This is a genomic window from Mesorhizobium sp. B1-1-6 (assembly GCF_006443035.1).
GTDB lineage: Bacteria > Pseudomonadota > Alphaproteobacteria > Rhizobiales > Rhizobiaceae > Mesorhizobium.
In genome coordinates this window covers 14,621-40,901 of sequence record NZ_VFWR01000004.1, presented here as the reverse complement: position 1 = coordinate 40,901, position 26,281 = coordinate 14,621, and the positions used below count along the sequence as shown (strand labels likewise).

General features: G+C 64.4%; 24 protein-coding genes and 1 riboswitch. Of the genes, 16 read left to right on the top strand and 8 right to left on the bottom strand.

The genetic code is table 11. The features are described from left to right. Positions 1–17 precede the first annotated feature (17 nt). From FJ979_RS09370 to FJ979_RS09330, 9 genes are all read left to right on the top strand, one after another. Positions 18–2,498, top strand: coding sequence for an ATP-binding cassette domain-containing protein (locus FJ979_RS09370; protein ID WP_140514658.1), 2,481 nt, complete (start codon positions 18–20; stop codon positions 2,496–2,498). After that, complete coding sequence (locus tag FJ979_RS09365; RefSeq protein ID WP_140497813.1) at positions 2,495–3,544, top strand: ABC transporter permease; 1,050 nt, start codon at positions 2,495–2,497, stop codon at positions 3,542–3,544. The genes FJ979_RS09370 and FJ979_RS09365 overlap by 4 nt, the downstream gene beginning before the upstream one ends. A gap of 104 nt (positions 3,545–3,648) precedes the next feature. Continuing rightward, complete coding sequence (locus FJ979_RS09360; RefSeq protein WP_140580679.1) at positions 3,649–4,476, top strand: phosphogluconate dehydrogenase C-terminal domain-containing protein; 828 nt, start codon at positions 3,649–3,651, stop codon at positions 4,474–4,476. Between the two features lie 274 nt (positions 4,477–4,750). Beyond that, positions 4,751–5,692, top strand: coding sequence for a D-ribose ABC transporter substrate-binding protein (locus FJ979_RS09355; protein WP_140497809.1), 942 nt, complete (start codon positions 4,751–4,753; stop codon positions 5,690–5,692). A 77-nt stretch (positions 5,693–5,769) separates the two neighbouring features. Beyond that, entirely contained in the window at positions 5,770–6,414 is a 645-nt protein-coding gene (locus FJ979_RS09350; protein ID WP_140580677.1) for a DUF2291 family protein, read from the top strand. Further along, positions 6,411–7,958, top strand: coding sequence for a sugar ABC transporter ATP-binding protein (locus FJ979_RS09345; protein WP_140580676.1), 1,548 nt, complete (start codon positions 6,411–6,413; stop codon positions 7,956–7,958). The genes FJ979_RS09350 and FJ979_RS09345 overlap by 4 nt, the downstream gene beginning before the upstream one ends. After that, entirely contained in the window at positions 7,958–9,022 is a 1,065-nt protein-coding gene (locus FJ979_RS09340; RefSeq protein WP_140580674.1) for an ABC transporter permease, read from the top strand. The genes FJ979_RS09345 and FJ979_RS09340 overlap by 1 nt, the downstream gene beginning before the upstream one ends. A 2-nt stretch (positions 9,023–9,024) precedes the next feature. Beyond that, complete coding sequence (locus FJ979_RS09335) at positions 9,025–10,059, top strand: Gfo/Idh/MocA family oxidoreductase (RefSeq protein WP_140580673.1); 1,035 nt, start codon at positions 9,025–9,027, stop codon at positions 10,057–10,059. Then, positions 10,056–11,894, top strand: coding sequence for a hypothetical protein (locus FJ979_RS09330; protein ID WP_140580671.1), 1,839 nt, complete (start codon positions 10,056–10,058; stop codon positions 11,892–11,894). The genes FJ979_RS09335 and FJ979_RS09330 overlap by 4 nt, the downstream gene beginning before the upstream one ends. Positions 11,895–11,896: 2 nt before the next feature. Here FJ979_RS09330 and FJ979_RS09325 read toward each other — a convergent pair whose 3' ends face one another. Next, positions 11,897–12,610 (bottom strand): transcriptional regulator NanR, encoded by a 714-nt coding sequence (locus tag FJ979_RS09325; RefSeq protein ID WP_140514647.1) that lies wholly within the window; start codon positions 12,608–12,610, stop codon positions 11,897–11,899. A gap of 282 nt (positions 12,611–12,892) precedes the next feature. Between FJ979_RS09325 and oiaX the strand changes: the two genes are divergently transcribed. Further along, positions 12,893–14,143: a 3-oxo-isoapionate-4-phosphate decarboxylase OiaX gene (gene oiaX, locus FJ979_RS09320; RefSeq protein ID WP_140564331.1), complete on the top strand. Its 1,251-nt coding sequence runs from the start codon at positions 12,893–12,895 to the stop codon at positions 14,141–14,143. An 8-nt stretch (positions 14,144–14,151) separates the two neighbouring features. After that, positions 14,152–15,474, top strand: coding sequence for a four-carbon acid sugar kinase family protein (locus tag FJ979_RS09315; protein ID WP_140580670.1), 1,323 nt, complete (start codon positions 14,152–14,154; stop codon positions 15,472–15,474). On the opposite strand, the gene FJ979_RS09310 is transcribed toward FJ979_RS09315, so the two are convergent. Continuing rightward, complete coding sequence (locus FJ979_RS09310) at positions 15,471–16,289, bottom strand: class I SAM-dependent methyltransferase (protein WP_140580668.1); 819 nt, start codon at positions 16,287–16,289, stop codon at positions 15,471–15,473. The two genes, FJ979_RS09315 and FJ979_RS09310, sit on opposite strands and share 4 nt — an antisense overlap. A 146-nt stretch (positions 16,290–16,435) precedes the next feature. After that, complete coding sequence (locus FJ979_RS09305) at positions 16,436–16,975, bottom strand: Lrp/AsnC family transcriptional regulator (protein ID WP_140497789.1); 540 nt, start codon at positions 16,973–16,975, stop codon at positions 16,436–16,438. Between the two features lie 49 nt (positions 16,976–17,024). Here FJ979_RS09305 and FJ979_RS09300 point away from each other — a divergent pair, with 49 nt between their 5' ends. The 4 genes from FJ979_RS09300 (at position 17,025) to dhaL (ending at position 20,758) form a co-directional block, all read left to right on the top strand. Continuing rightward, entirely contained in the window at positions 17,025–18,215 is a 1,191-nt protein-coding gene (locus tag FJ979_RS09300; RefSeq protein ID WP_140580667.1) for an MFS transporter, read from the top strand. A gap of 59 nt (positions 18,216–18,274) precedes the next feature. Continuing rightward, positions 18,275–18,477, top strand: a riboswitch (FMN riboswitch). 76 nt (positions 18,478–18,553) lie between these two features. Next, positions 18,554–19,027: a 6,7-dimethyl-8-ribityllumazine synthase gene (locus FJ979_RS09295; protein ID WP_140497787.1), complete on the top strand. Its 474-nt coding sequence runs from the start codon at positions 18,554–18,556 to the stop codon at positions 19,025–19,027. A 77-nt stretch (positions 19,028–19,104) separates the two neighbouring features. Beyond that, on the top strand, positions 19,105–20,112 hold the full coding sequence (locus FJ979_RS09290) for a dihydroxyacetone kinase subunit DhaK (protein WP_140580665.1): 1,008 nt from the start codon (positions 19,105–19,107) through the stop codon (positions 20,110–20,112). A 10-nt stretch (positions 20,113–20,122) separates the two neighbouring features. Beyond that, positions 20,123–20,758 (top strand): dihydroxyacetone kinase subunit DhaL, encoded by a 636-nt coding sequence (gene dhaL, locus FJ979_RS09285; protein WP_181170887.1) that lies wholly within the window; start codon positions 20,123–20,125, stop codon positions 20,756–20,758. On the opposite strand, the gene FJ979_RS09280 is transcribed toward dhaL, so the two are convergent. The 3 genes from FJ979_RS09280 to FJ979_RS09270 are packed head-to-tail and all read right to left on the bottom strand — an operon-like array spanning position 20,755 to position 22,780. Continuing rightward, on the bottom strand, positions 20,755–21,198 hold the full coding sequence (locus FJ979_RS09280; RefSeq protein ID WP_140497783.1) for an RpiB/LacA/LacB family sugar-phosphate isomerase: 444 nt from the start codon (positions 21,196–21,198) through the stop codon (positions 20,755–20,757). The two genes, dhaL and FJ979_RS09280, sit on opposite strands and share 4 nt — an antisense overlap. 34 nt (positions 21,199–21,232) lie before the next feature. Continuing rightward, positions 21,233–21,991, bottom strand: a complete 759-nt coding sequence (locus FJ979_RS09275; protein WP_140580663.1) for a triose-phosphate isomerase — start codon at positions 21,989–21,991, stop codon at positions 21,233–21,235. 18 nt (positions 21,992–22,009) lie between these two features. Then, entirely contained in the window at positions 22,010–22,780 is a 771-nt protein-coding gene (locus tag FJ979_RS09270) for a DeoR/GlpR family DNA-binding transcription regulator (protein ID WP_140580661.1), read from the bottom strand. Between the two features lie 263 nt (positions 22,781–23,043). On the opposite strand from FJ979_RS09270, the gene fba reads away from it, so the two are divergent. After that, positions 23,044–24,108: a class II fructose-bisphosphate aldolase gene (gene fba, locus FJ979_RS09260; protein WP_140559305.1), complete on the top strand. Its 1,065-nt coding sequence runs from the start codon at positions 23,044–23,046 to the stop codon at positions 24,106–24,108. A gap of 21 nt (positions 24,109–24,129) precedes the next feature. Here the strand turns inward: fba and FJ979_RS09255 are convergent, their stop codons facing one another. Together FJ979_RS09255 and FJ979_RS09250 are read right to left on the bottom strand one after the other, a co-directional pair. Beyond that, complete coding sequence (locus FJ979_RS09255; RefSeq protein WP_140580660.1) at positions 24,130–24,921, bottom strand: amino acid racemase; 792 nt, start codon at positions 24,919–24,921, stop codon at positions 24,130–24,132. Beyond that, a complete protein-coding gene (locus FJ979_RS09250; protein WP_140580659.1) occupies positions 24,918–26,279 on the bottom strand; it encodes a cation:dicarboxylase symporter family transporter in 1,362 nt (453 codons plus the stop codon). The genes FJ979_RS09255 and FJ979_RS09250 overlap by 4 nt, the downstream gene beginning before the upstream one ends. Positions 26,280–26,281: the final 2 nt, after the last annotated feature.

Genomic DNA, 26,281 nt, shown 5'->3' with positions numbered 1-26,281 from the left:
GAAGAAACGGAGGACGAATGTCCCATCTCGCCGTAGCCCCGGAAGGCGCAGCCGCCGCGGTGCTCGCCGATCCGACCCGGCAGAGCGTTGTTTCGCTTTCCGGGATCACCAAGAGCTTCGGACCGACGCTGGCGAATGCAGAGATCGACCTCGCCGTCTCCACCGGCGAGATCATCGGGCTGGTCGGCGGCAACGGCGCCGGCAAATCGACGCTGATGCGCATCCTGTGCGGGGCGATGTGGCCGACCCTGGGCTCGATTTCGTTTGCCGGCCAGAATATCGGCTTCGCCGGCTACGACACGGCGGAAGCACAGCGCCGCGGCATCCGCATGGTGCACCAGGAATTGTCGCTGTGCGCCAACCTCTCGGTGGCCGAAAACTTCTTCCTGGAAATTCCGGCGGATGCCGCCAACCGGCCGGGCTGGCGGGCACTCTACAGGGCGCGCGCCCGCTCGGCGCTGGACGCCGTCTTCCCCGCAAACGGCATCGATGTGAATGCCGAAGTCGGCCACCTCTCCATCGCCGAACGGCAAATGGTCGAGATTGCGCGCGCCGCCGCGACCCCCGGTGTCAAGCTGATCGTTCTTGACGAACCGACCTCCTCGCTCGATCTCGATCGCTCGAGACAGTTGCGGGCCTTCATCCGCGAGCGGGCCAAATCCGGCCTCGCCTTCATCTTCATCAGCCACAAGCTTCAGGAAATCATCGACATCGCCACCCAGGTGGTCGTGCTGCGCAATGGACGCACCGCCTGGCGCGGCGATGTGGCCGAGACGTCGATCGGCAGGCTGGTGCAGCTCATGGGGGGCGACGCCAACTCGATCCACCAGCATGGTACCGCCACCACCGGCAGCCGCGAAGCGCTGGTGCGATTGTCCGGGTTCCTGACGGCCGAACTCGGCCGCGACATCGAGATCGGCCGCGGTGAAATCATCGGATTGGCAGGCCTCGAAGGCAGCGGCCAGAAGGAGTTGCTGCACGCAATCTTCAAGCCCGATTCCGGAACGGATGCGGCCGTCGCCAGGAACGGTGAAGCCGGTTTCATCGCGGGCGACCGCCAGAAGGAAGGCGTGTTCCCCTTGTGGAGCGTGCTTGGGAACATCAGCATCGGCGCCCTGGCACGCCGCCCGGCGCTGGGCCTGGTCTCGGACCGCGCCAACCGCGCGGCAGCGGCGGATGCCGCCGGCCGGCTGCGGCTCGACGAAACCCGCTTCGGATCCAACATATTGGAGCTCAGCGGCGGCAACCAGCAGAAGGCGCTCGTCGCCCGGGCGCTCGTCGCCGACACGCCGATCGTCCTGCTCGACGACCCGACACGCGGCGTCGACATCGCCACCAAGCAGGACTTCTACCGCCTCTGCAACGACATTGCGCGAGGCGGGCGCACGCTCATCTGGCACACGACCGAAGATGCCGAACTCCTGGCCTGCGACCGCGTGCTGGTGTTTTCAGGCGGCTGCATCGTCAAGGAACTGGCCGGCGAGGCGATCACGGAATCAGCCGTCGTTGGAGCGTCCTTTGCCCAGCAGACGGACAAAGCCGCCAGTGCGGGACGCAGCGGCGCTGCCGGCGCCGGGCTTGCCCGCAGGCTGGTGAATGCTGCCCCCTTCATCGGCCTCGCCGCCGTGCTGGCGGTGATGATCTCGGCCAATCCGGCGGTCGCCTCCATTTTCGGGCTCGACCTCTTGCTGATGCCGGCGCTGTCGCTGGTACTGGTGACCGCGGCGCAGATGTTCATCGTCGGCGGCAGCGAGATCGACCTCGGCGTCGGCGCGTTCGCGGGGCTCGTCAGCGTGCTCAGCGCCACGCTGCTCTACGACCAGCCGTGGCTCGGCGCGCTGGCGCTGGCTGCGGCGATCGCCGCCTATGCCGGCCTCGGCGGCCTGATCCAGGCGCGCAAGATCCCGGCCATCGTCGTCACGCTGGGCGCGTCCTTCATCTGGGTCGGGATAGGCTATGCGCTGCAGCCGACGCCGGGCGGCGCCAGCCCCGAATGGCTGTCGGCAATGTTCAACTGGTCGCTCGGCTTCGTGCCAACCTCGATCATCCTCATCGCCGCGGTGGCAATCGTGGTGTTCGTGATCGACCGGCTGCCGCTCGGCGTGGTGCTGCGCGGTTTCGGCAACAATCCGACCGCGATGATCCGTTCCGGCTGGTCGCCGACGCGCTACGCGCTGGTGCGCTACCTCGTCGCCGGGCTGTTCGCCGCCGCCGCCGGCCTGTCGCTGACGGCGATCAATACGGCGAGCGACATCAATTCCGGCAATTCATTCACCCTGCTCAGCGTCGCCGCCGTGGTGATGGGCGGCTGTTCGCTGCTGGGCGGCGTCATCTCGCCGGTCGGCGCCGTCGCCGGCGCGGTCACGCTGGCGTTGATCGGCGCCCTGCTCGGCACGCTGAGCGTGAGCAGCGACTTCAATGCGGCGACGCAGGGATTGATCCTCATCGCCCTGCTGACCTTGCGCAGCCTGACCGCGGACCGCAGGAGCGAACAATGAATGCGCTTGCCGCCTTCAGCCCTTGGGCGCAGAAAAACCGCTGGATCTGGTCGGCGATCGGGGTGCTGCTGCTCTGGCTGGTGCTGTCCATCGTCACCAACCGCTTCAGCCTCTCCAGCCTGTCGGGCATCGTTCTGTCGGCCTCGTTCCTAACGGTCGTCGGCATCGGCCAGATGTTCGTCGTCACCACCGGGCGCGGCAATATCGACCTTTCCGTGGCCTCGGTGATCACGCTCAGCGCCTTCGTGGCGCTGCTGACCATCAAGGGCCAGGACGCCAACCTCGCCGTCGGCGTCGGCGCCGCGATCCTGCTCGGCCTTGCGGTCGGCGCTCTCAACGCGCTGCTCGTCGTCGGGCTGAACATACCGGCCATCATCGCCACGCTGGCGACGGGCTATGTGCTGGCAACCGCAACGCTGCTGTCGAACCGCGCGATATCGGGCTTCGCCGTCAGTCCGCTGTTGAAGACGCTGGCGACGGGCCGCGTCGCGGGCGTGCCGATCATGGCAGTCATCGCCATCCTGGGCGTCGCCGCAACGTCGTTCGTGCTACGCTATACCGTTTACGGGCAACTGCTCTCGGCAGTCGGCCAGAACCGCGCGGCGGCGCGGCTGGCAGCGATCCGCAACAACCGGGTCATCGCCTCGGCCTTCATCATCTCCTCGGTGCTGGCTTCGCTCAACGGGCTGCTGCTGGGCGCCTATATCGGCGGCGCTTTCCTTGAAATGGGCCAGCCCTATCTCCTGCAATCCATCGCCGCGGTGGTACTGGGCGGAACGCTGATCTTCGGCGGCTCCGCGACGGCGCTCGGCACATTGTTCGCCAGCATCCTTTTGATCCTCATCGTCACCACCATGCAGATCATCGGCCTGCCGCCCGGCGCGCAGGACATCGTCCAGGGCATCGTGGTCATTTTCGTTCTGGCGCTGGCCGGCCGGCAGGTGCTGTCGCGGCGCGCCGCCATCGACCCCGCCGCCCTCGAGAGCGCAGCCGGCGACGCCACGGCGAAACCTAAGGCGGGCGCTGCGGCAATCAGGCCGCAGTGACAAAGCAGGGAGTGATTTCTCTTGCCAAGATGGTAGAGTGATCATACCAGTATATAAGGTGACGATTGGCGAGACCATCGTTCAATATTTAGGAGCAAGGCTAGATGACGACGATCGCGCTGTTCGGTGCCGGCGGCAAAATGGGCTATCGCCTTTCGACCAATTTCCGCGGCTCGCCCTATACGATCCGCCATGTCGAGGTCAGCGAGGCCGGGCGCGAGCGGCTGAAGACCGGGCTGGGCTTCGATACGGTCAGTGCCGACGAGGCGCTGGAAGGCGCCGAGGTGGTGATCCTGGCGGTTCCGGACACCCATATCGGCAAGGTTGCGGCACGCATCGAAAGCAAGCTTGTGCCGGGCACGATGGTGATCGTTCTCGATGCCGCGGCGCCGTTTGCGGGCCATTTGCCTGATCGTCCCGACCTGACCTACTTCGTCACCCACCCCTGCCATCCGCCGATCTTCAACGACGAAACCGACATGGCGGCCAAGAAGGATTATTTCGGCGGCGTCAAGGCCAAGCAGCACATGGTCAGCGCACTGATGCAGGGACCGGAAGCGGACTACGCCAAGGGCGAGGCCATCGCCAAGATTATCTGGGCGCCGGTGATGCGCTCGCACCGCGTTTCCGTCGAGCAGATGGCGCTGCTCGAGCCCGGCCTTTCTGAGACCGTGTGCGCCTCGCTGCTGGTGGTCATGAAGGAAGCTGTCGACGAGGTCGTGGCGCGGGGCGTCGACCAGCAGGCGGCCCTCGATTTCCTGCTCGGCCACATGAATGTGCTCGGCGCCGTAATCTTCGGCGAAACCAAAGGCGTGTTCTCCGACGCCTGCAACAAGGCCATCGAATTCGGCAAGCCGGTGCTGATGCGCGACGACTGGAAGCGGGTCTTCGAACCGGAAGAGATCGCAGCCAGCATCCAGCGGATTACCTGAGGGCCGCCGCTTAGATACAGATCACCTGAATTAGTGGTTGACTCATTATACCAGTTAGCTTTAGCTGTTCCCGGACTCGGATCGGTCATGCTTCGTTGGAAGTTTGAAGTTGATGCGAGTGGAGGACGGCGGGAGCGGAGCGAGGAGCAGTTCGGATGACAGCCGGCGATCGGCTCTGAAATCCGGGCGGCGCGCTGCCGGCCCTGCCTGACGAATTCAATCGTAGATAGAGGCCTCGAAACGATCGAGGCATGGGTTTCAACGGGAGGACTTCATGAAACTGACACGCAGAATGACGCTTGCTGCCTTCGCAGGCGTGCTGGCACTCGGCACGGCGATGCCCGCCTACGCGGCGGATCTCATCGCCATCATCACCCCATCGCACGACAATCCGTTCTTCAAGGCGGAAGCCGTCGGCGCCGAAGCCAAGGCCAAGGAATTGGGCTACGAGGCGCTGGTGCTGGTCCATGACGACGACGCCAACAAGCAGTCCGAGCTGATCGACACTGCGATCGGCCGCGGCGCAAAGGCGATCATCCTCGACAATGCCGGCGCCGACGCCACCGTCGCCGCCGTACAGAAGGCCAAGGACGCCGGCGTCCCCTCCTTCCTCATCGACCGCGAGATCAACGCCACCGGCGTCGCGGTGGCTCAGATCGTCTCCAACAACTACCAGGGCGCCCAGCTCGGTGCGCAGGAATTCGTCAAGCTGATGGGCGAGAAGGGTAATTTCGTGGAGCTGGTCGGCAAGGAATCCGACACCAATGCCGGCATCCGCTCAAAGGGCTATCACGACGTCATCGACGACTATCCGGACCTGAAGATGGTCGCGCAGCAATCGGCCAATTGGAGCCAGACCGAGGCCTATTCCAAGATGGAATCGATCCTGCAGGCCAATCCTGACATCAAGGGCGTCATCTCCGGCAACGACACGATGGCGATGGGCGCCTATGCGGCGCTTGCCGCGGCCGGCCGCAAGGACGTCATCGTCGTTGGCTTCGACGGATCGAACGACGTGCGCGATTCCATCACCTCGGGCGGCATCAAGGCGACGGTGCTGCAGCCTGCCTACGCACAGGCGCAGATGGCGGTCGAACAGGCCAACGACTTCATCAAGAACAAGAAGTCGCCCGAGAAGGAAAAGCAGCTGATGGACTGCGTGCTCATCAATGGCGACAATGCCGCCAAGCTGGAAACCTTCGCGCTCAAGAACTGAGCCGGCGCAACGCGAACAGCGGGGGGCGAACCGAGGTTCGTCCCTCGCTCCTTTTCAACAGGATGCCCTTGACCGCCATGCAGAAAAAGCCGAGTTGGCCGATCCTTGCCCTGACCGCCGGCATCGCGCTCAGCGCCTGCAAGATCCTTCCAACGCCATCGGCGCAAGGCGACGGCAATGCCTCCGCCTTCAACCCTGACAAGATAGTCGAGGACATCTGGGCGGCGAAAGTCATTCCCTATCTGCAGCAGAAGGCTGGACCGTTCGCCGAGGTCCATGCGCTGGCGAAGACCGATCCGGCCGCGGCCGGCGCCAAATACGGCAATCCGAAGAAGCAGGCGAATTCGCCATGGACGTTCGCCGTGCGCGTCGAGGGCAAGATCGTCGCGGCAAACACGCAGTCGCGCGCGGCCACCATCGATGTCGACGCCGACGGTGACGGCAAGGCGGACGCGCGCGTTCAGATCGGGCCGGCGATGCGCGGCACGGCGCTGCGCGACAGCCTCGACTTCGTCCAGTTCAACGATTTCACCAACCAGATCGACTTCGCGCAGTTCGGCAAGGCTTTCAATTCCCATGCCGCCAAGACGGTGCTCGCCAAGCTGCCGCGCGAGGCGCTGGAAGGCCGCACCGCCAAGGTGCTCGGCGCCTATACGATCGAAGACGGCCAGGACCTGCCGCTGGTGACGCCGGCGGAGGCCGAGATCGGGCCGAAGCCATGAGCCAGGCGAATGGCCATGACGTCATCCTCAAGCTGGAGGATGTCTCGAAAGTCTATGCCGGCACGGTCGCGGTCAAGCAGGCGAATTTCGAAGTGCGCAAGGGCGCGGTCAACGTGCTGGTCGGGGAAAACGGCGCCGGCAAGTCGACGCTGATGAAGATCATCGCCGGCGTCGAGCAGCCGACCGTAGGGCGCATCCTGCTCGAAGGCGAAGAGGTCTCTTTCTCGTCGTCGGGAGATGCGGTCGACCGCGGCATCGGCATGGTGTTCCAGGAGCTGAACCTGTTCGGCAACCTTTCGGTCGCCGAGAATATCTTCGCCACGCGCGAGATCACCAACCGCTTCCGCAAGATCGACCGCAAGGAACAGGAGCGCCGGGCCGGTGAATTCCTGGAGCGGCTGGAAGCCGGCATCCGGCCCGACATGCTGGTCGAGGATCTGCGCATCGGCCAGCAGCAACTGGTCGAGATCGCCAAGGCGGTTTCGCTCGACGCCAAGATCCTCATCATGGACGAGCCGACCTCGGCGCTGAGCGCCGCCGAAGTCGAGATCCTGTTCAAGGTGATCGCCGACCTCAAGGCGCGCGGCGTCGCCATCGTCTACATCTCCCACCGGCTGGAGGAACTGATCCGCATCGGCGACTACATCACCGTGCTGCGCGACGGCCGCATCACCGGCCAGGAGCAGATGAAAAACGTCGATACGCAGTGGATCGTGCGGCAGATGATCGGCTCGGACGCCAAGGACTTCGCCAAGGCCGACGGCCATGTGCCGGGCGCGGAAATCTTCCGCGCCGAGGAGATCTGCCTGCCACGCGTCACCGGCGGGCTGGCGGTCGACCACGTCTCGCTGTCGCTGCGCGCCGGCGAGATTCTCGGCATATACGGGCTGATGGGCGCGGGGCGCAGCGAGCTGTTCGACTGCATCATGGGCCGTCACGGCCATGCCAGCGGCAGGATCTTCATCGCCGGAAAGCAGGTGAAGGATCGCGACACGACGCGCCGCATCCAGCGAGGGCTGGCCTTGATCCCCGAGGACCGCCAGCGCGAGGGCCTGGTGTCGATCCTGTCGGTCGCCAGCAACCTGACGATGGCGAGCCTGTCGCGCTTCGTGCGCCTGTTTCACATCCGAGGCGGCGCCGAGCGGCAGGCCGTGATGCAGATGGTGCGGGAACTCGCAATCAAGGTCGCCGACCCGGCGCAGGAGGTCTCGTCGCTGTCGGGCGGCAACCAGCAGAAGGTGGTGATCGGCAAGGCGCTGCTCACCGGACCGAAAGTGCTTCTGATGGACGAGCCCAGCCGCGGCATCGATGTCGGCGCCAAGGCCGATGTCTTCCGCACCATGCGCAAGCTTTCGCGCGACGGGCTGGGCATCCTGTTCGCCACCTCGGACCTCGATGAGGTGATGGCGCTGTCCGACCGCATCGCGGTGATGAGCAATGGCAGATTGACCGGCATGTTCGACCGCGCCGAAGCGACGGAGGCGGCGATCGTCGCCGCGTCCGCGCTGGGCCACGGACCGGCCGCACATGGGGAGCAACGCTGATGACTGACATTCCGGCCAGGGCGGCCGCTTCCTCCGCCTCCAGCGGCTCGGCGCTGCTGACGCTGATGAAGCTCAGAACCTTCATTGCGCTGATCGCTGTGCTGGTGTTCTTCTCGATCGCCGCGCCGAACTTCCTGTCGGCCGCCAATCTGATCCTGATGGCCAAGCACGTGGCGCTCAATGCCTTTCTCGCCATGGGCATGACCTTCGTCATCATCACCGGCGGCATCGACCTTTCGGTTGGCTCGATCGTCGGCCTGTGCGGCATGGTGGCCGGCTACCTCGTGCTCAACGGCATCGACCTGCAGATCGGCTACACCATCTATTTCAATGTCGTCGAGATCGCCTTGATCACGCTCGCGGTCGGCATGCTGATCGGCGCCGTCAACGGGCTGCTGATCACCAGGCTCAACGTCGCGCCCTTCATCGCCACGCTCGGCGTGCTCTATGTGGCGCGCGGCTTCGCGCTGCTTTCCTCCGACGGCCGCACTTTCCCCAATCTCGTCGGCAAGCCGGAACTCGGCACCACCGGCTTCGGCTTCCTGGGTGCCGGCCGGCTGCTCGGCCTGCCGGTCTCGATCTGGATCCTGATCGTGGTGGCGCTGGGGGCGGCCTATCTCGCCCGCTACACGCCGCTTGGCCGCCACATCTTCGCCGTCGGCGGCAATGAGCGCGCCGCGCGCATCTCGGGCGTGCGCGTCAACATGGTCAAGATGTTCGTCTACATGTTCTCCGGCTTCTGCGCGGCAATCGTCGGGCTGATCATCTCGTCGGAGCTGATGGCCTCGCATCCGGCGACGGGCGAGAGCTTTGAGCTCAACGCCATCGCCGCGGCGGTGCTTGGCGGCACTTCGATGTCGGGCGGCCGCGGCACGATCGGCGGCACCATCGTCGGCGCCTTCGTCATCGGCATCCTTTCGGACGGGCTGGTGATGATGGGCGTGAGCTCGTTCTGGCAGATGGTGATCAAGGGCCTCGTCATCATCGTCGCCGTCGTCGTCGACCAGGCGCAGCGCCGGCTGCAGCAGCGCGTTACCCTGATGCAGATGGCAAAGGCGGGCTGAGCATGGCGGAGTTGCGTGGAGCGCTGATCGGTTGCGGCTTCTTCGCCGTCAACCAGATGCATGCCTGGCGCGACATAGAGGGCGCCTCGATCGTCGCCATCTGCGACCGCGATCCGGAGCGGTTGCGGATCGTCGGCGACCAGTTCGGCGTGGCGCGGCGCTACACCGATGCGGCGGAACTTTTCACCGCCGAGACGCTCGACTTCGTCGACATCGCCACCACTGTCGGCAGCCATCGACCGCTGGTCGAGATGGCGGCCGCGCATGGTGTTCCCGTCATCTGCCAGAAGCCGTTCGCGCCGACGCTTGGCGATGCCAAGGCGATGGTCGCGGCCTGTGCCAAGGCCGGCGTGCCGCTTATGGTGCATGAGAACTTCCGCTGGCAGTCGCCGATCCAGGCGGTGCGCGCCCTGCTCGACAAGGGCGAGATCGGCACGCCGTTCTTCGGCCGCATCTCCTTCCGCTCCGGCTATGACGTGTTTTCCGGCCAGCCCTATCTGGCGACCGGAAAACGCTTCATCATCGAGGACCTCGGCATCCACATCCTCGACATCGCCCGCTTCCTGCTCGGCGACGTCACGAGCCTGACCGCGCGGACCACACGCATCAACCCCGCGATCGCCGGCGAGGATGTGGCGACGATGCTCATGGATCATGCCGGCGGCGCCACGTCGGTTGTCGATTGCAGCTATGCGACCAAGCTTGCCACCGAGCCGTTCCCGGAAACACTTATCGAGCTCGACGGCGTCGACGGCACGATCCGGCTGGCGCAGGGCTACCGGCTGACCGTCACCGGCAAGAGCGGAACCAGAGTGAGCGATGTCTCGCCGCCGCTCCTGCCCTGGGCCTCGCGGCCATGGCACAACATCCAGGAAAGCGTGCTGGCCATCCAGCGGCACTGGGTCGACTGCCTTGTCGGCGGCAAGGAGCCGGCGACCTCGGGCGCCGACAATCTGAAGACATTCGCCCTGGTCGAGGCCGCCTATGCGGGTGCTGCGAGCCGCGAACCGGTGCAGATCGAAGCCTTGCTGCAATGACGGCCGACGTGTTCGATCTTTACGGCACACGGGCGGCCGAAGCGGCACCGATCCTGCTGCAGGCGGGCGCGCTGAGTGCCGAGCTGGTCAATGGCAATCTGCGCACAATCCGGCATGCCGGCACCGAAGTGCTGCGCGCCATCGCCTATATCGTACGCGACCGCGACTGGGGCACTTATGAGCCGGAGCTGACGGACCTGACCATCGACCAGAAGGTCGACCGTTTCTCGGTAAGCTATGAGGCGAATTGCACCGGCCCGGGCGGCAGCAGCCTGCGCTTCCACGCGACGATCGAAGGCTCCGCCGACGGCAGGCTGGTCTTCGATGTGACAACGCTGCCGGAGAGCGATTTCGAGACCAACCGCTGCGGCTTCTGCATCCTGCATCCGATCGCCGGCCTCGCCGGCAGCCCGGTGACGGTGGAGCACACCGATGGCAGGGTGGTGGACACGGAACTGCCTGATCTGATCGACCCATGGCAGCCCTTCAAGGACCTGCGTGCCATCACCCATGCAGTGCGTCCCGGCGTCAGCGCCGAATGCAGGATGGAAGGCGATACTTTCGAAATGGAGGACCAGCGCAACTGGTCGGACGCCTCCTACAAGACCTATGTGCGGCCGCTGGCCTTGCCGTGGCCCTATGTGCTGCCGGCCGGCGAACCGCTGCGCCAGACGGTGAGCCTGCGCCTCACCGGCGGCGCCGGGATGCCCGCCGCGACCGCGAGTGCCGAACCGGTCCGCATCGAACTCGGCGAGACCGGGCCGAGGCTGCCCGATGTCGGCGTGATCGTCTATCCCGAGGACGTAGAGGCAACGCTGGCCGAACTGCCGATGCTCGCAAGGCTCGGTCCGCAGCAACTCCTGTTCCACTTCGATCCGACGCGCGGCCACGGCCTGGACGCGCTGCGCGCCCATGCCCGGCTCGCCGCGGCGCATCCCGCCTCGACCACGCTCGAATGCGTGGTGGCCTGCACGGGCGACCTCGATGCCGAATTCTCCGATGTCGCCGATATGGTGCGCCGGGTCGGCCTGCGGCTCGATGCGGTTGCCGTCTCGCCTTCGGTCGACCGCCAGTCGACGCCGCCGGGCAGCGCCTGGCCGGCATGCCCGCCGCTGGAAGAAATCTATGCCGCGGCGCGGCGCGCCTTTCCCGGGATCCGCCTCGGCGGCGGCATATTCAGCTATTTCACCGAGCTCAACCGTAAGCGCGTGCCCGCCGACCAACTCGATTTCGTCACGCACTGCACCTGTCCGATCGTTCACGCCGCCGACGATCTCAGCGTCATGCAATCGCTGGAGGCGCTGCCCTTCATCACCCGGTCGACCCGGGCGATCTTCGGCGACAAGCCTTACCGGATCGGCCCGTCGACCATTGCCATGCGACAGAACCCCTATGGCGGTGCGACCAAGGACAATTTTGCCGGCCAACGCATTGCCATGGCGAACCGTGATCCCCGCCATGCCGCGCAGTTTGCCGCCGCCTGGACCATTGGCTATGCCGCGCGCGTCGCGCCGGCCGGGCTGGAGATGCTGACACTGTCCAGCATCACCGGACCATTCGGCGTGCTGGCCGCATCCGGCGAACCTGTCGCCGAGGGATCGCCGCGGCCGATTTTCCGGGCCGTCCAAGGGCTTTGCGAACTGGCTGGGCTCGCGCATGTTGCCGCGAAAACAAGCGACGAGACGCGTGTTGCGGCGCTGGCCGGTCGCGCCGCCTCGGGCGACATTGCCGTCTGGCTGGCGAACCTGACGGCGAACGACGTCCCGGTTGATGTTTCGGCACTGGGTCAGGGCCATCTTACGATGTCGCCCTACGCCATTGTCCGGGTTGGCTAGAGCTACTTATCGGAATTCATCACATAGAGCGCACGCGAGCGTTCGAGATGCTTGATCATCGCCTTTTCGGCGCCGTCGGCATCACGGTGCTCAATGCGGTCGATGATCTCCTCATGCTCGGTAAGCGTGTATTGTTCCTTGCCGGTCCAGATCAGCATCTCGGTGTGGTATTCCTTCAGCCAGCCGAGCGTGGCTTCGCTGACGGCGACATAGATCGGATTGCCCGATATCGCCGATATCTGGGTGTGGAACTTCATGTCGGCGGAGATGAAGGCTTCGGAATCACCGCGCGCGGCGCGCTGCTCGGCCACCGTTGCCCTGAGCCGCTGCACATCCTCGGCGGTCGCCTTTTCCGCGGCTTCCCTGACCATGCCGCGCTCGAAGAAGATGCGCGCCGTCTTCAGGTGCTCCAGCGTGTCCCTGGATGAAGACAGGATGATCTTGGCCGCGCCGTCGACCTGCTTGATGATCGATTTGGCGGTTAGTTGCAGCACCTTGGCGCGCTCGCCATGCGAGATGGCGACCAGTCCCATATTGCTCAGCGCCTGCATGGCCTCGCGGATCGCCGGCCGGCCGACCTCGAAGCGCTCCATCAACTCGCGTTCGGACGGCATGTCGTCGCCCGGCTGCAGCTCGCCGCTGGTGATCAGCCGCTTCAGCCTTGCAAAGACTTCGTCGGAAAGTTTGCGCCGGACGATCGGCTCCGAACGGTTCATCGTGACGAATCACTCCCTGGCCCGGTTCCTGTTTAGCATTCCAGGCAGGATTACCGGAATGCCTGCGCCTGGAGCGGTCCCGCGATTTCATGCAATCGCCAAGCCGCGCCAGCTGTTTGTTCCAGGCATTCCGAACGAAAAACGCCGCTCATTTCCCGGAATTGCCGAAGCCGGCCCTCTTGCCGAAGTCGGGATATTGCTTGCAATACTTAGGTACTCATTATACCAGATTTCCTGCGCGACAAAACTTTTTTCGAACCCTTTTCGAGCGGCCGACAGACCATGATCACGCTTACCTATCGCATCGAAACCTCTGGCAGCATCGAAGCGCTGGCGGCCAAGATCGCGAGCGACCAGTCGACCGGCACCTTCGTCCCACTGCCCGGCGAGACCGAGGAATTAAAGGCGCGTGTGGCGGCTCGTGTGCTGGCGATCAGGCCCCTGCCCGATGCCGAGCAGCCGTCGCTTCCCGGATCCGGGAATGGCCCCTTCCGGCGCGCCGATGTCGATATCGGCTTCCCGTTCGACGCCATCGGCACCGACCTGTCGGCGTTGATGACGATCGCCATCAGCGGCACCTATTCGATCAGGGGCCTGTCCGGTATCCGGGTCATCGACATGAAGCTGCCGGAACAATACCGGGGCGCCCATCCCGGCCCGCAATTCGGCGTTGCCGGCAGCCGCAGGCTGACCGGGGTCGAGGGCCGTCCCATCATCGGCACCATCGTCAAGCCGGCGCTTGGCCTCAGGCCGCACGAGACAGCCGCGATGGTGGGCGAACTGATCGAAGCCGGCGTCGATTTCATCAAGGACGACGAGAAGCTGATGAGCCCGGCCTATTCGCCGCTCGCTGAGCGGGTGAAGGCGATCATGCCGCTGATCCGTGACCACGAGCAAAAGACCGGCAAGAAAGTAATGTACGCCTTCGGAATCTCGCATGCCGATCCCGACGAGATGATGCGCAACCACGATCTGGTGCTGGAAGCCGGCGGCAATTGCGCGCTCGTCAACATCAACTCCATCGGATTCGGCGGCATGGCTTTCCTCAGGAAGCGCTCCGGGCTGGCGCTGCATGCGCACCGCAATGGCTGGGACATTCTCACCCGCCATCCCGGCCTCGGCATGGATTTCAAGGTATGGCAGCAATTCTGGCGGCTGCTCGGCGTCGACCAGTTCCAGATCAACGGTATCGGCTCGAAATACTGGGAGCCGGACGATTCTTTCATCCGCTCTTTCGAAGCGGTGACCACGCCGCTGTTTTCATCATACGATTGCGCGCTGCCCGTGGCCTGCTCCGGCCAATGGGGCGGCCAGGCGCCCGAGACCTATGAGCGCACCGGCCGCACGGTCGATCTCCTCTATCTCTGCGGCGGCGGCATCGTCAGCCATCCGGACGGGCCCGGCGCCGGGGTGCGCGCGGTGCTGCAAGCGTGGCAGGCCGCGGTCGAGGGCATTGCCCTCGACGAATTCGCGCGCGACCATGCCGAGCTGGCACGCTCGATCGAGAAATTCAGCGACGGCAAGGCGGCCTGAGCGAAGCCATGCAGAACCTGCTCCTGAGCTATTATGGCGACGACCTCACCGGCTCGACGGATGTCATGGAGGCGCTCGAGCTCGGCGGCGTGCCGACGGTGCTGTTCATGCGTCGGCCCGATGAGCGCCTGCTGGCGCGATTTTTCCATTGCCGCGCCGTCGGACTGGCCGGCACCAGCCGAAGCGAAACGCCGCAATGGATGGAGCAGAATCTGGCGCCCGCCTTCGAATGGCTGAAGAGCCTCGAAGCGGCGATCTGCCATTACAAGATCTGTTCGACCTTCGATTCCAGCCCGACGGTCGGCAATATCGGCCGCGCCATCGAGATCGGCCGGCGCATCTTCGGCCAGAGTAGCGTGCCGATGGTCGTCGGCGCGCCGCAGCTCAAGCGCTACACGGCCTTCGGCAATCTTTTCGCGGCGTTCCGCGGCGAGTATTTCCGCATCGACAGGCATCCGGTGATGAGCAGGCATCCGGTGACGCCGATGAACGAAGCAGACCTGCTCGTGCATCTCTCGCGCCAGACCAGTCTCAGCTCCGGCCTTGTCGACCTGGCTGCATTGCAGACCGACGATCTCGCGCAAACGGTCGACCAGGCCGTGCAAAACAGGGCGGTCATCCTGTTTGATGTCGAAAGCCGCCAGACACAGAGACGCGTCGGCGAACAGATCTGGCGCATCCATGACCAAGGCCATGGCTTCGTCGTCGGATCCTCGGGCGTCGAATATGCCTTGCTTGCCGAATGGGCCGGCAAAGGCATTGCCTCCGGGCAGGCGTCGTTCGCGCCGCCGGGACCGGTAGACCGCCTCGCGGTGGTCTCGGGCAGCGTGTCGCCGACCACCGAAAAGCAGATCCGCCACGCCCTTGCCCACGGTTTCGACGGCGTCGAGATGGATGCCATGCAACTGGTCACGGAGGGCGCCAAGGAGGCAATCGAGCGCGCGGTCGCGGCCGGGCTGGCGAGCCTGGCCAAGGGCCGCAGCGTCATCCTCTACACCGCGCTTGGCCCACAGGCCGACCGTGGCGCCGAGATCGACCGGATCGAAGGCGCGCGAAACACGCTCGGGCGAGCGCTGGGAACAATCCTGCGCCGGCTGATCGTGGAACAGAAACTCAAGCGCGCGGTGATCGCGGGTGGCGACACTTCCAGTCACGCGCTCGGACAATTGGCCATCGACGCGCTGACCGTGCGCATGCCGTTGCCACAATCGCCGGGATCACCGCTCTGTGTCGCCCATGGCGGCGGCGCAATCGATGGACTCGAAATCGCGCTCAAGGGCGGCCAGGTCGGCACCGACGCCTATTTCGAGACGATCCGGCTGGGAAGCTAAGCCGTTGCCATGATGACGTGAGCCTGAATTTTGGCGGCCACCGCGCCGCTGCCATGTCTGTCTGCAATCGCGGATGCGGCGTAGTCGGTCGCGGCTTGCAGCTTCCCAGCCTCCCGGGCCTCGATTTCGGTGCGAAGCACAGTTCCCTGGCAATAAGCGACGGCGGGAAGGCGCGGCGAGGATGCACGGCTTTGTTCGGCTCTCGTCTCGATCATTACACCGGAGAACCCAGCATCCTCCAGCTCGTGACGGATCACTGCCTTGTCGTGGTAGCCATGGGGTGTGCGTGCCAGAAAGCGCGGCGGATCGTCGGGGAAGATCCTTGCGAGAGCATTCGTCACATCATCGGCAAAGACGTTCTCCTCGATGCGATCCCATACGCTGAACAGGAAATGTCCGCCCGGCCTCAGGACACGCCTGGCTTCGCGGTAGGCAGATGGCCGGTCGGGAAAGAACATCGCACCGAACTGACAGCAGACGAGGTCGAAGGCCGCATCTTCAAACGGCAGCGCCAAGGCGTCCGCCCGACGCCATGTGATGCGACCGTCGGGAGGTTGTCGCGAAGCGGCGTAGTCGAGCATCGGCTGGTTGAGGTCGGTTACGGTATAGCTTGCGCCGGGAGACAATTTCGGCGCCAATGCTCGGGTAACGACCCCGGTGCCGGCGGCCGTCTCCAAAACCGCGGCGGGCGACAGGGACGCTGCTCGCGCTACAAGATCCGCAGCGAACGGCTCGAAAATCAACGGCACCATATAGCGGTCGTAGTTTTCCGGTATGGAGCCAGCGAATACCTTGTCCGTTTCCAGCGTTGCCATCACCCGCCCTCTGCCTAGAGGCTCGGGAGATTAGCATATCATTGCTTGTTTTGCGCCGTTTTCGGCGGAGACGACCAGTCCAGCTCCAAATCAAAGAGATAGAGCATGACGTCGTCCGAAAACCGCTTCGCTATCGGCATCAGGCCTTAGTACAGGGGCTCGGCCATGTGCCTGGGCGCCGGCCACTGCGTCGTGACGCCGGGCTGCACCGGCCGCTCGAGATAGGTCGACAGCACCACGTAGCTGCGCGTCGAGGTGACGCCGGGTGTCTCGTAGAGGCGCGACAGCAGGCCTTCGAGCGCCCGCGTGTCCTCCGTGCGGACCTTCAGCAGCATGCAGGTGTCGCCCGCAACCGTGTGGATCTCCTCGACCTCCGGATATTGCGAAACCGCCATCAGCTCCGGCGTCTTGCCCCAGCCCTTGGTGTCGATATGCACGAATGCCAGCAGCGGCTTCTTGACCGCCTTGGGGTCGATGATGGCAGCCGTGCCGCGAATGGCGCCGCTGCGCCGAAGGCGCTTGACGCGCTCATGCGCGGCGGGCGGCGAGAGGCCGACACGATCGCCAAGCTCAGCATAGCTGACCGTGGCGTCGTCGACGAGAACGCCTAATATCTTTCTGTCGATCGCGTCGAGATCGCGGGGCGCCGGCCTGTTCTGCGGAATGCCATTTGTTTCTTCGTCCATAGTGGAAATTCCCGATTGTAGCCGAATAAAATACGGCCATTATGAATATATGTCGAACAGCGATCAAGCAGCAACCCTGGGTGCGAATGCCCGGCCGCCCATCCCGGCACTGGCCTATCTCTTGACCGGATGCATCGCCGTCATCGGCTCGAACTCCCTGGTGCTGGGTCCAATTGCTCCCGCCGTGGCCGTGTCGTTCGCGACCAGCGTGCCTGTCGTTATGATGGCGGCCGCCGCCTTCGGCCTCGGCACCTCGGCGAGCGCCCTGTTCCTGGCACGCTACATCGACCGGGTCGGCGCGCGCCGGATGCTTCAGGCGGCCTTGCTGTTGCTGACGTTGGCGCTTGTCGCAAGCGCGGTGGCGCCGACGGTGATGGCGCTGGTCGCTGCGCAGCTTCTCACCGGCATCGCCGCCGGCGTCGCCATGCCGGCAATCTATGCCAGTTCCGCGGCGATTGCCCCACCTGGACGGGAAAGCGGAACGATCGGCGTTGTGCTGACCGGATGGACGCTCAGCATGGTGGCCGGCGTTTCGCTGTCGGCGGTGCTTGCCGATCTCGTGCACTGGCGGGCCGTCTTCGCCGCCGTGGCGCTGCTGGCGGCGCTGGCGCTTGGCAGCCTTACCGCATCGTCACTCCCGGATGTCAGAAAGGCCGGCCCGGCTCCAGCGCCGCTCGAGGCGCTCGGCATTCCCGGCATCGTGCCGCTTCTGATCGCCTGCGGCGCTTTCATGACCGCCTTCTACGGTGTCTATGGCTATCTTGGCGACCATCTGCACAGCGGGCTGGGCCAGCCGGTCAGCGCCAACGGCCTGGCCGCACTCGCCTATGGCGCCGGGTTCGGCACGGCGGCGCTCTTCGACGGCATCATCGATCGTCTGGGGGCTCGCCGCGTCATGCCCTTCGCTTACCTGCTCGTCGCCATCGTCTATGTCGCGATCGCCGCAACAAGCAACAGCTATGGCATGACGCTCGCCATGGTGGCGGCCTGGGGTCTCGCCAATCATTTCGGATTGAACGTGCTGGTGATGCGCCTGTCGGCGCTCGATCCGTCACGGCGCGGCACGATCATGGGCCTGAACAGCGCGGTGACATATCTGGCGGTCTTTGTCGGCACCACCGGCTTCGGGCCGCTATATTCGGATTTCGGCTTTGCCGCATCGGCAATGGTGGCGGCGTTGCTGATGCTGGTCGCGGCTTCGGCCGCCGCCTGGCGCACGCGCCAGCCACACAGGACGTGATGGGCCACCAGCCCGCGCGCGGTTGACAGCGGCGCCCCTGCCCTTCCATACAAAGCCGTTAATGTTCTCAGGGCGGGGTGAAAGTCCCCACCGGCGGTAAGGACTCCTGATTGCGCATGATTTCTTTCCGAAAACCGGTCCGGTTTTCGGGGTCATGCGCGGGACCCAAGCCCGCGAGCGCTTTCCGGCAAAACCGGAAGGGTCAGCAGATCCGGTGTGATTCCGGAGCCGACGGTTACAGTCCGGATGGAAGAGAACGAAACGGAAGACGGACCGCCCCGGCGGCCGGTTTTCGTATCGTGCGTCCTGATTCTGGTTCGAAACGGAAGGATGGACCCATGAATCAGCATTCCCACAAAGACTATGAAACGACCCGCGTTGCCGTTGTCAGGGCGCGCTGGCACGCGGATATCGTCGACCAGTGTGTCGCTGCCTTCGAGGCGGAGCTTGCTGCACTGGGCGACGGCCGCTTTGCCGTCGAAATCTTCGACGTGCCCGGCGCCTACGAGATCCCGCTGCACGCCAAGACATTGGCCGAGACGGGTCGCTACGCCGCGATCCTCGGCGCTGCCTTCGTCGTCAATGGCGGCATCTACCGGCACGAATTCGTCGCCGGCGCGGTCATCGACGGCATGATGAATGTGCAGTTGACGACCGGCGTGCCGGTGCTTTCGGCGGTACTGACGCCGCACAATTACCACGACAGCTCCGAGCACCACCGCTTCTTCCTCGAGCACTTCCAGGTAAAGGGCAAGGAAGCGGCCGGCGCATGCCTCCAGATTCTGGCGGCGCGAAGGCACATCGCCGCCTGAAACAGCCGAGAGCGGGGTGGAAATCGCGGTAACAGCCTGTAGTATCTCGGGAAAATGCCGAGTTCGGGAGGATGCCGGTGCAGACCAAGAAGATCATCAATGACGGCAACCGTGCCGTCGACGAGATGCTAGAGGGGATTCTGGCCGCGCATCCCAGCCATCTCAGGAGCGCGGACGGCAGCCCGCGCTCGATCATCGCCCGCAACGGACCGCGTCCCGGCAAGGTCGGGCTCGTCGTCGGCGGCGGCTCGGGCCATGAGCCGACCTTTCTCGGTTTTGTCGGCAAGGGCCTGGCGGACGCGGCGGCGATCGGCAATGTCTTTGCCTCGCCGCCACCCGATCCCATCCTTGAATGCGCCAAGGCGGCGAACGGCGGCGCCGGCGTCCTGTTCACGTACGGCAACTATGCCGGGGACGTGATGAATTTCGACATGGCGGCCGAAATGGCCGCCATGGACGATATCGAGGTGCGCACGGTGCTGACCACCGACGATGTCGCCTCGGCACCGCGCGACCAGCGGCAGAAGCGCCGCGGCGTCGCCGGCAATTTCTTCGTCTTCAAAGCGGCCGGCGCGGCCTGTGATCGTATGCTCTCCTTCGACGAATGCGAGCGCATGGCGCGCAAGGCCAACGACCATACCTTCACCATGGGCGTGGCGCTGTCGCCCTGCTCGCTGCCGCAGACCCGGCGGCCGAATTTCGAGATCGGCGCCGACGAGATGGAGATCGGCATGGGCATCCATGGCGAGCCGGGCATCGCGCGCGGCAAGCTCGGGACCGCCGACGAGATCAGCGACGAGATGCTGGACAATATCCTTGCCGAGATGGCGCCTTCGCGTGGCGACAAGGTTGCGGTGCTGGTCAATTCGCTGGGCTCGACACCGTTGATGGAGCTCTACATCATGAACCGTCGCGTCAAGCAGCGTCTCGACGACATCGGCGTTTCCATCCATGCGACCTGGGTCGGCAATTACTGCACGTCGCTCGAAATGGCCGGCGCCTCGGTGACGCTGTTCCATCTCGATGGCGAGTTGCAGACCATGCTCGACCATCCGTGCGACTGCGCCATGTTCCGCGCCGGCTGAGGAGTGACCCGTGAGCATCGATAGCGCTGACCTGAAGAGAATGTTCGATGCGATCGCGGTGGCGATCGAAGCCGACAAGGACCGGCTCTGCCAGCTCGACGGCGTCATCGGCGACGCCGATCACGGCATCGCCATGGCGCTCGGCTTCAACGCGGTGCGCGACGCGCTGGCGCCACTCGACCTGACGGCGACCGAGCCGACCGCGCTTCTCAACATGGCGGCTAAATCGTTCCTCAACGCGGTCGGTGCGTCGTCTGGCCCGCTCTATGCCACCGCCTTCATGCGCGCCGCCGCTGCCGTCAAGGGCAAGACCACGCTAGCTGATGCGGATGTCGTCGCGCTGTTCCAGGCGATGGCGCAAGGCATCCGCGATCGCGGCAAGGCCGAGATCGGCGAGAAGACGATGATCGACGCCTGGTTGCCGGCGGCGGAAGCGGCCGGCGCCAGCAATGCGGCGGGAAAAGGTCTTGCCGAAAGCCTCGACGCGGCAGTGGACGCGGCGCGCCTGGGGGCCGAGGCGACCAAGGACATGATCGCCGTCAAGGGCCGCTCCTCGCGGCTCGGCGAACGCTCGCTCGGCCATATCGACCCCGGCGCCGCCTCGGCCGTGACCGTCATCGAGGCTTTGCGCGACAACCTGGCTTAGGCCTGCTTCGCTTCATCGAGCTTGTTGATCGCCTGGACATTGCCGGCCGACGGTCCCTTCTCGTCGAACTCCGAGGCCAACCAGGTATCGACGATCGCCTTGGCGAGTTCCGGGCCGATGACGCGGGCGCCCATGGTGATGATCTGCGCGTTGTTGGATTTGGCGGCGCGCTCCGCGGAATAGGTGTCGTGGGTGAGTGCCGCCCGGATGCCAGGCACCTTGTTGGCCGAGATCGAGACGCCGATGCCGGTGCCGCAGAACAGGATGCCGCGGTCGTTCTCGCCGTCGATGATCGTCTGGGCGAGCTTTTGTGACAGGTCGGCATAAAAGCCGGCCTGGCTGAGGTCGCTGACGGTGAGGCCGGATTTTGTCGCGAGATGCGCGGCGATGACATCAAGCAACGGCTTGCCGGCGCTGTCGGCTCCAATGGCTATTTTCATGGTCGTGTCCTTTCTTGAATGAGATTTCGTTCGTTCAGATCGCCGCCGAGGCGCGCCTGAGGATGTCGATGTAGCCCTCCGCCTGCCAGGCCGAGCGGCCGATAAAGAGGCCATCGATGCTGGGCTGGCCGATCAGCTCGGCCGCGTTGCCGGGATTGACGCTGCCGCCATAGAGCACCGGCGGGATGGACGGCAGCAGGCCGCCGGCCACTTTCTTGATCAGCGCCTGCTGTTTTTCGGCATAGGCGGAGCTGGCCGGAATACCCTTGTCGCCGATCGCCCAGACCGGCTCATAGGCAAACAGGATTTTTGCCGCCTTCGCCTCGCCTTCGAGGAACACCAGCGCACCCTCGACCTGGCCGGTCAACACCGCATCCGCCTTGCCGTTTTCGCGCTCCGCCAGCGTCTCGCCGACGCAGATCAGCGGTATCAGTCCGTGCTTGACGGCGGCCGCCGTCTTCAGGCCGACGGTGCGATCGGTCTCGCCGAAATGCTCGCGCCGTTCGCTGTGGCCGAGTTCGACCATGTCGAGACCGCAGTCGCTCAGCATCAGCGGCGAGATCTCGCCGGTCCAGGCCCCGGCATCGGCCCAGTGCATGTTCTGGGCACCGACCTTGACCCGCGTCGACGACAGCGCCTGCTTGACCTCGCGCACCGCCGTGAACGGCGGGATGACGAAAGGCTGGATGCGCTCGTCGAAGCCTGGCACGAAGCCGGCCAATGCCCCGGCGAAATCCAGCGCCTCGGCGAGCGTCTTGTTCATCTTCCAGCTTGTACCGACCCAATAAACCACGCCTGCGCTCCTTGATCCTCAATCCTTGTTGGCGACCACCGTCAGCGAAACGCCGGCGGCATCCAGTGCGGCGCGCATTCCGGGCTCAGGCGCGCGACCGGTGAAGACGGCATCGAACGCCTCGAGTTCGGTCAGGAAATGCAGCGCCGTGCGGCCGAACTTGCCGTGATCGACCAGAAGGTATTTGCGGGTCGCTGCTTCCATCATCAGCCGCTTGATCTGCACCACCTCCTGGTCCTGGTGGAAAGCGGAGGCGCCGTGGATAGCCGATGACGACAGGAAGGCGACGTCCGCGCGCAGCGATCTCAGCGAAGCCTCGGCAAGCAGTCCGAAGAAGCCGTGGAACTTCTTGCTATACTGGCCGCCGAGCGCAATCAGGTCGATGCCCCCGGCGCCGGCCAGGTCCTGGATGACGGCCAGATTGTTGGAGATCACCGTCAGCGGCCTGAAATCGGCGAGATGCCGTGCGATGCCGCCAGCCGTCGAGCCGTCGTCGATGATGACAGTCTGGCCGGGTTCGATCATCGCCACGGCGGCCGCCGCAAGGCGCTGCTTTTCCCCTGTCGCCTGCTTCTGCCGGTAGCGAAAATCGCTTTCGAAGAGACCGCTCGGCTGGATCGAAGCGCCGCCACGCACCTTGCGCAGGAAACCGCTCTCCTCAAGGTCGTCGAGATCACGATGCACCGTCATCCTGGAGACGCCAAAGCGTGAGGCAAGATCGTCGACGCTCGCCGCGCCGACGTCCATCAGAAAGTCCATGATGCCTTGACGTCTGCTATCGCTCTTCATTGCTGCCATTATCCGCCAACCGGCGCTGGCTCCTCGACAAGATAACATATTTCTTCCTGAAACTATCATGATTTTTGTTATAATGAGATATTTTCCTGGGATATTCCCGTGGCTTTCATCACGGCCCTGTAACAAGAATTGCTGCCGGGACGGTGTCTGACGGTTGCGGTTGCGCGGAAATCCGGCCAGAAGCATCGGTGGGCTGGACGATGCGCGGACAGCCAGCAAGCACAGGTTAGAAACCAGATACGGGAGACTATTCGTTGGCTCGCATCACACTGAGACAATTGCTCGATCACGCCGCCGAATACGGCTATGGCGTGCCGGCCTTCAACATGAACAACATGGAACAGGGCCTCGCCATCATGGAGGCTGCGGAGGAGACCAAGTCGCCGGTCATCCTGCAGGCAAGCCGCGGTGCGCGTGCCTATGCCAATGACGTGGTGCTGGCCAAGCTGATCGATGCGCTGGTCGAGATCCATCCCGACATCCCGGTCTGCATGCACCTCGACCACGGCAACAACGAGGCTACCTGCGTCACCGCGATCCAGCATGGTTTCACCTCGGTGATGATGGATGGATCACTCAAGGAGGACGGCAAGTCGCCGGCCGACTACGCCTATAATTCGGGCATCACCAAGCGCGTCGTCGATATGGCGCATTGGGGCGGCGTTTCGGTCGAAGGCGAGATCGGCGTGCTGGGCTCGCTGGAGAGCGGCGGCGGCGAGCAGGAGGACGGCCACGGCATCGAAGGCGCGATCAGCCACGACCAATTGCTCACCGATCCGGTGCAGGCCGAGCAGTTCGTGCGCGACACCCATGTCGACGCGCTGGCGGTTGCCATGGGCACCAGCCACGGCGCCTATAAATTCTCGCGCAAGCCGGACGGCGCGGTGCTGGCGATGAACGTCATCGAGGAAATCCACCGCCGCCTGCCGAACATGCACTTGGTCATGCATGGTTCGTCCTCGGTGCCGGAGGATCTGCAGGAGATCATCAACAAATATGGCGGGCAGATGAAGCCGACCTGGGGCGTGCCGGTGGAAGAGATCCAGCGCGGAATCAAGCATGGCGTGCGCAAGATCAACATCGACACCGACAACCGCATGGCGCTGACCGGCGCGATCCGCAAGGTGCTGACGGAAAATCCCTCGGAATTCGACCCGCGCAAATATCTGACGCCGGCGATGGCGGCGATGAGGAAGCTGTGCAAGGAGCGTTTCGAGCAGTTCGGCACCGCCGGCAACGCGCCGAAGATCAAGCCGCTGCCGGTCTCGGAAATGGCCAAGCGTTACAAAGCGGGCAGCCTCGATCCGAAATTCGGCTAAACGACCAATTCCCGGAGCGGTTCAGTGTTGGATAGAACCGCCGAACCGCTCCAGCTCTTTGCGGGATGAGAACACCGGCCGAGGTCGCGGAACGTCCTGCGCGGCGAAGCCCAACCGTGTCAAACAGGCTCGCGCCAGGGCTGCATTGCTGTCGATGACGACCAATCCGTTCGTAGGCTTGAGGCTGGCGGCCACCACCGATAGTTCGGTGCAGCCGAGAATGGCCGTGTCGGTGCCGGCCGATCGCGCGATTTCAAGCGCGCGCTCGGTTTCGCTCGCCGCCTCCGCGATCGAACCGGCCTTGACGAGGCCGATCGCTCTATCGACGCGACCCTGGAATTCCGTGACAGCGGGAAAGCAGAGCTCAAATCCCGCCGCCGACATCCTGTCCCGATAGAAGCCGGAGACCAGCGTGCCCTGCGTGGCGAGGATCGTAACCTTGCCTCGGCCCAGGCTACGATGGGTTTCAGCTACGACCGCGTCGGCGATATGGATGATCCGCGCCTGCGAGCTCGCCGCCAGCTGCTCATACCAATGATGGGCGGTGTTGCACGGCATTGCGATACAGGCAACGCCGAGCGCATTGAGCGTCGAGACCGCGGCTTTCAAAGACGCCAGCGGACCGTCATGGCCGGCAAGGATCGCCTCGGTCCTGTCAGGCAGCTGTGGCACGCTGAGGATGACGGCGGGCACATGCTCATTGTCCCGGAACGCCTGGGTCATTCGGGTCAGCTTGAAGTAGAAGTCAGCCGATGCCAACGGCCCGAGGCCGCCAATGACGCCGAGCTGGAGGCTGATGCCATGGTCGATCATCGAGCGGGCTCGGCTTCGAGCTGTTCCGACGCCGCTTCGACAGACTGCGTTGTCTCCCTGTGGCTGGGCGCGATCATTGCGGTGCTCGCCGCAACGGTGCAGACGCTAGACAGCGTCATGAACGTGTCGACGGCCGCGTCGACCGCGACGAACAGGGCGAACGCCGCCTCGAAGGGAATCTTCAGGTAGCCACAGACGATCGACATCTGGGACAGGATGAGCAGGCTGCCCATGCCGCCGGTCGTGAGCGCGAGAAGCGCCGAGGTGATGCCGACGAGCAGGAGGTCGGGGATTGCCAGCGGACGGCCGTAGAGCTGAGCGATGAAAAGAACACCAGACGTGTAAAGCAGCGCCGGGCCTGTCCGCAGCAATGCCGCCTGCAGCGGCACGAGCAGTTCGACGACCACGAGGCTGAACCGCAGACGCTCGCTCAGCAGGTTGATGACCCACGGAAGCGAGGCGACGGTAGAGCGCGTGGTGATGGCTACCATGAGAAGGGGCTGACAGGTCTTGATCGTGGCCCAGTAGCTTCGCCGAGAGCGGATGGCGATAACGCCAAATGCGCCGGCGATGAATGTGAGGCAGGAAAGACCCATCACCAGCAGATAACCGCCCATCAGCGTGAGCGGCTTGGTTCCGGTCGACGCGGTCTGATCCGCGATCAGGATGAAGGTTGCAAACGGCAATCCCCAGATGAACCAGTTGGTAAGGACCGTGCAGGCCCGGTAAACCGCGTTCAGCGCCTGAGACAGGCTCATGGACGAAGGCTGGGGAATCTTGCCCATCGCGAGCCCGAAAAGCAGGCAGAACAGCAGGACCTGGATGGTTTGACCGGAGGCCAGCGCGCTGAAGACGTTGTTCGGTACAAGATCGAGCAGTATCGAATGCCCGGTGTCGGATCCCTCATTGGGTGGTGGTTGGTAGGGGAATGCGAGATCGGTGGATACACTGCCCTGCGAATTGATGAACTCGCCAAGCTCGATGCGCGATTGAGGATTCTCGATCTGGCCCGGCTGAAGGACAAGCGAGTAGGTGCCACTCACCAATACGCTCAGGAACGACACGACCAGCACCGCCATACCCACCCGGCCAAGGTAACGGACCGAGTTGGGATCCTGAACCATCGACATGATCGAGAAGATGACCGACGAGACCAGGTAGGGCAGGACGACCATCTTGAGGAAATTCAGGTAGAGCTGCGCCACCGGGCTGATCGCATGGGCAAATGCTGGATAATAGAGGCCGCAAAGGATTCCCGCCCCGATCATCGCAATCGTCGTCGCGGGCGAGCGCAATATGTGCCTCGCCGCCAGGCGCCAATCGAAAGCCAAGGGTCCGGCTGCTTCCGTGACGGCCATCG